The sequence below is a fragment of the Portibacter marinus genome (genome assembly GCF_021533195.1).
In the GTDB taxonomy this organism is placed as follows: domain Bacteria; phylum Bacteroidota; class Bacteroidia; order Chitinophagales; family Saprospiraceae; genus Portibacter; species Portibacter marinus.
In genome coordinates, this window is sequence record NZ_JAJNKB010000024.1 from 1 (window position 1) to 5762 (window position 5762).

3 protein-coding genes are annotated in these 5762 nt (G+C 35.2%); all 3 read right to left on the reverse strand.

From position 1 onward, the window contains the following. Positions 1–304: 304 nt before the first annotated feature. Genes L2567_RS20410 through L2567_RS20420 form a run of 3 tightly spaced genes read right to left on the reverse strand, consistent with a single transcriptional unit; the run spans position 305 to position 5371 of the window. On the reverse strand, positions 305–2344 hold the full coding sequence (locus L2567_RS20410) for a site-specific DNA-methyltransferase (RefSeq protein ID WP_235299715.1): 2040 nt from the start codon (positions 2342–2344) through the stop codon (positions 305–307). Further along, positions 2344–5076 carry a restriction endonuclease gene (locus L2567_RS20415; protein ID WP_235299716.1) on the reverse strand — a complete coding sequence of 911 codons (2733 nt, stop codon included), beginning with the start codon at positions 5074–5076 and terminating at the stop codon, positions 2344–2346. Before L2567_RS20415 ends, L2567_RS20410 begins: the two co-directional genes overlap by 1 nt. After that, positions 5069–5371, reverse strand: a complete 303-nt coding sequence (locus L2567_RS20420; protein ID WP_235299717.1) for a helix-turn-helix domain-containing protein — start codon at positions 5369–5371, stop codon at positions 5069–5071. The genes L2567_RS20415 and L2567_RS20420 overlap by 8 nt, the downstream gene beginning before the upstream one ends. Between the last annotated feature and the right edge of the window lie 391 nt (positions 5372–5762).

Genomic DNA, 5762 nt, shown 5'->3' on the forward strand with positions numbered 1-5762 from the left:
GTTCCCTCGATTTTTCTTAATGTGTTTTGTTAAAACTCCTAAGTTAATTATTCTCATTAACCATAAAGTTAAAATAATAGTTCGTATTTATTCGTAACAATGATGCTTTTTGCATTACTGAGAACGGATCGGCTATATCGGGAGTGCTGACGAAGGAGGCATTCCCTGATCATAGCATGTTAGCGACTGGCGTTCCTTTTTTGCTTGTCAATTTTTTCATTTATACGGTTTCTTTTGTGAGATGGCTTGTAGCTCTCTGTCGCCCGCAGGAACGAGGACGGCAGTGTGCTGCAAATGCAATTGCTTAGAATGCTACAAAGTTATCACCCATGTAATGTTTTAGATTCCATTTTTTTGTTGTGTCCAATGCTCTTTCCAATACAATTAGACTTTCATTTGGATTCTTTTTAAAGTATTCCACTGTTTCTTTATCTAAAGCTCCATCAAGGCAAATTAGAGTTTCTTTATTACCATCTGTAACGTGGTATATTTCATTTTTCTTAAATTCCTCTTTAATAGTAAGTGTATAGTTTAACTCGTAACCTTTCTTTATGAGTATTTCTGTGATCAACTCTTCTTTGTTGAAAGCGTTCACCATCTGAGCTTCTTTATCTCTGATATATCTATTCAGTAGTTCTATATTTTCTTCTTCGGTCTTCTCAGGATCAGGCGCAAATTCAGTACGAGGGAAGTTTGATTTTTGAAGTTTGAATACTTTGAATCCTAATCCTGCAAGTGCATCTTCTTTGTTGTCTTCAGTGAATAAATCAGGCGTTTCTGCTTTCTTTTCTTCTATGATTTTTTCTATGACTCTTTTGTTACGTTCTATAGTGATGTCACTGATTTTTTTGTAGCCAGCTTTGAAAGCTTCGGATTTAGGGTCTGTCGATTCGGGGAGTTGGACGAGAATGTATTTACGATTCTTTCCATCTTCTCTATTCAATTCATTTATAGAATGACCAGAGGTTCCTGACCCTGCAAAAAAGTCAAGAATTATGTCATCAGGTTCAAATCTAAATGAATCAAAGAGTATTTTACCAAGACTTGTTGGTTTAGGGTAAGAGAAGTAACTTTTACCTCCAAATATGTTTTCTACCTCAATTCCTCCATCACTTTTAAATGATAAGATCGATCTTAATAAAAATCTTTCTACTTGATCAAAATATGTTATGGAACTTGGCTGTGTGTCCTCGGTTGAGCTAAACCATATATTACCACACATATAGCTGCCATCGTGCAAGGGAATTATTGATTTGTATTTTCCGTCTTCAAAACCCGCTTCTTTGAAGAATGTTTCTTCTTTCCAACGCCATCCTCTATCAGGCACTTTAACTGGTTCTCCGGAAATTGGATGTGGAACTTTATATCTCGGGCCAAAAGTGTTTGCATTTGGCCAACTTTGATTTATTTTCCCCCAAAGTCGATAGTCTGAAGTTAAGGAGTTGTATAGAGTGATTCCTCTATCAAAGTCTCGTTTTTTATAAAGTCTTTTTAATTCTTTTTCTGCCTCTGCAATTGGTTTCTTTTTTTGCTTCAATTTTTCGATAAGTACTTGAATTTCTTCAATGCCTCCTTTTGTCATTGTCAATTCTTGCTTGATGCTTGTGTCTTTGACATAAACCAAAATATATTCGTGAATATTCCCTATTCCCTTATCATTTTTTGGTACTCTTTTATTCCAGGTGATACATTCAACAAAATTATTCTCACCGAAAATTTCGTCACAAAGTTTAGTAAGATGATGTATTTCATTGTTATCTATAGAAATGAAAATCACACCATTTCTTTTTAGCAATTGCCTTGATAATAGTAGTCGACTATACATCATGTTGAGCCAGTTGCTGTGGAATCTTCCATCTGTCTCAACGTTGGTATCGACTTTCATTCCATTCTCAACATATTCAGCATTTTCCCAATATTCCTCTTTATCTTGATTCCATTTGTCCGAATATACAAAGTCTTTATCTTTATTATAGGGTGGGTCTATGTAGATGCATTTGATTTTTTCACGGTAGGCGTTGCTAAGGAGTTTAAGTACAGCTAAGTTTTCTCCTTCGATTATAATGTTTTCGGATTTGTCTGGATTGACGCTTCTATCTGGGTCAAAAACTAATGTCGCATCAGTTGGAGTGAATGCTTCTCTTTTGGCCTTTGATTTTCCAAACCATCTAAATTCGTAACGTTCTGTTTCACTTACTAATTCGGGATCAATCACTTTTTTGAGTTCGTTTATACTGAGCTGCCCTTCATTGGTAAAAATGTCGGGCATTATTTCTTTCAGTTTTGCCAACCTCTCTTTATTCCAATCAGGCGTTAGTGGCATTTTATCATTTACGCTATCCATTAATTCGTAATTATTGAGTTGAATGTTTGGGATGCTTCTCCCTTAAAATATTGATACTCCTTTACTGGTGCTTTGTAATGCACATCTATCCCTATAGTGCTAAAGTGTTTGATAGCACATTGTATCTTATAGAGTTCGCTTTCTTTAAGGGCTTTTTTATCATTGATGTCATTCGTCCCTTTGGTTTCTATGACAAAGTAGAATTCATCCTCCTTACCATCTTTCAGACTTTTCCGTTTCATCACTAACCCAAAGTCTGGATTGTAAGCCCCTATTGGAGTAGGAATCTTATAGTATGCTGGAAGCTTTAGGAAACAAACCACTTCATCATCGTGGTCTGCTGCAATGGCAAAATTTCTTTCTGGATTACTGCCTCTATCGATGAGTACTTTATCAAAGACACCTCTATTTGGTGTTTCTACATAGTCTTTGTCGCTGATATTTCTTACAAAGTCATCAAAGGCAAACGGAAAATTTTCATTTGTTAGATGGTAATCAAGCCCCCTCACCATTTCCTCTAATTCAATGTTTTTTATTAATGCTGATGCTTGATGTAAATACTTTGGAGGATTTTTGACAAAGTGATTTTGATTAGTGATGGAGGAAATAATCTGATATAGAGTCGAATAACTCAGTCCAGTATCTTCACTTAATTCTTCTACAATATCCAAAGGAGAGAAAATCGCTTTCTGCTTGTACGTTTCTGATCCTTCAAATCGATCATCAATTCCTTCTTCAGAAATAGAGCCTATTGTCCTACTTGTTACATCTACTTCATAATCAGCAATTGTGATAGCGTTCAATGCTTCAGCACATCTTGCAATAAGGTGTTCTTCATTAAATGATATAGAGTAATCTGTCTTTTTTGAGAGTGAATTCCAAAATCTTTTAAATGCTTCATCTATGACTCCGTTCTTATTTCTCTTAAACCTAACTTGATTTACAGGTTTGCCTTTGTGTGAGTGAGACATACCTGCACCTGCATTAGGACTTCCGTAGACTTCTTTGATTTCTTCTTGATACTGTGTTACAAAAGTCTCGTAGGATTCATTAGGTATTACAGTGAGCTGGTTTATTCGTTGATCGTCTTCAACGTCAAATTTGTCATAAACTCTTTCTCCATTAGAATTAACACTGATCCTGAGTCCACGACCTATTTCCTGTCTTTTCTTTATCTCAGAATATGAAGTATTCAGAGTCGCTATATTGAAAATATTTGGGTTGTCCCATCCGACACCAAGAGCTGAATGAGAAAATATAAACTCTATTTTATTGGCTACTTCGTTTCCATAATTCAGCAAACCAATTTTGTCTTTGAGGATAGCATCGAAAATGTCTTTGTTAGTTCGCATTGATGATTCCTTATCGGTAAATTCACCTTTACCAGTTTGAGCAAAGTAATATCCCTGTATCTCTTGGATGTGTTGCTCAGATGGCTGCTCTCCATTATTAAACTCTGGATAAACTTCTTTGTATTTAGCTATGAACAAATTTTTAATGATGGGTTCATCACTTACATAGTTGGCGACTTTATCAATAAAGACTAAAGACAAACATTTTATACCTTGTTCTGATAGTCTTTGCTTCTTTTGAAAATGTCTTATAATGAGCCATTCAAGTTGAAGTGCCCATACGTTTTGAATATTTCCAGATGCATGTTTTTCTAAGATTTCTGTTCCATTAGAGAACGAAACCGACCATTTTTGAGTTCTTAAGCTTTTGTTGATTCTTGAAACTGTATAGTGTAAGTAACTTGGATTATTTGTGATTTGTCCAAGATTGTCTCCGACTTTCAACCACTTGGTATTCTTGAATTCTATTTTTCCACTCTTTGCCTGTACCCAAGCCTTGATTTTTGCTTTAGGGTCGCCTTTTCCATTCTGTGTTTCCGATAACTCCAATTTAAGAGTTGCTTCATCATTTTTCTCTGTAACAGTAAGCACCTCAATTTTCTTGACAAGACCTTGTTTATAGCTATCGTAGGGAGTCAATCTATAAATCAGGTTTTTCTTGATTTTATGTGTTGCAGAATATCTTATTTTGAAAAGTGGATTGAGTTTTGAAATCTGATTAATTGAATTTTCAGTATCCATTCCTTCTTGCGGTTCATCCATAATGATTATTGGATTCGTTCTACCAATCGCTTCTATGAATGGGATATTTGCAAAAAGGTCTTCACGTTTAGCCTGATTCAATATTTTATCTTCTGAGTTAAATGATGCCAAAGTCATTATCATAATCTGAGGATGCTGCTCCTCGATAAAGTTTCTAACATAGTTCAACTTCTTACTACTATATTCAAAGTACTGTGGAGTAAAACCATACTGAACTTCAAGTTGATCTTTAAATGATTCTAATGTGTTTAGTACTCCTTGCCTAATGGCAACAGAAGGAACAAGGATTATGAATTTTGTAAATCCAAAGTTTTTAAATAATTCATAGATGGACTTTATGTAGACAAGAGTTTTACCAGTACCTGTCTCCATTTCTATAGTCAATTCTTGCTCTTCAGCTAATTCCGAAATTTCCTCCGCGATTCCATTCTCTTGTATAATTTCTTTAATATTTCCTTGAATTTCCTCAATTGTTAGATTGCTGAAATTTGACCGAATTCCATCTTTACAAGCATTGTCAAAGTTGTTTTTGTCGTTTCCTTCAAACACCTTGACCACAGAAGAGATTGCATTCTCTTGATATTCTAACTTTTCTAATTTTATACTTACTTTATTCACTTTTGCTCTTTTGGTATTTGATTTTTTCCTCTGCAACCTTAATCGCTTCTAAGCCAAGTTCCTCACCTTCAATTTGGTAAACTAACTTGTCACTAAGCCAAGCAAGTATGACTTTATTCTTTTCATTGGAGTAGAAATTTGAAAGAAGCTCTACTTGTTCCTTAGTAGGCATTCTTTCGTCTCTTTCTATTTTACTCAGTATAGTTGGATCTAATGCAAGTTCAGCTCCTACTTCCCTTAACAAGAGATTGTTTTCTTCTCTTAATTCTCTAAGTGTTTCACCAATTGATTTCATATGCCATTAATTGACTTGACAATATTTGGCGAATATAACATTCTGCATTGATATTATAATGTTTTAGAATGCTTATTTGAGGGATCGCGTTTGATTCCACCAGCTACTTGGGTGGTGGGTGGGAATAGATTGCGGGTGGCAGAAAAAGCAATGTGTCTGAAAGACTCTTTGCTTTTTTGAGAGTTGGCAAATTGAGCCGCTTTTGTTTTTCTATTTCGAATTTTGATTATGGCTCATAGCTCAGTTTCTCGGCCTCGCTTGTCGCTAACGGTTCAGCCATAAGATGAGGAACGACGATAGGAAGTTCTTCATTCTTCATGGCCTGTTATCTCTCGGATTTTCTCTTGGCTAAGAATTCTTTTGGACTCATTACTGGTATTGTTGAATGTTT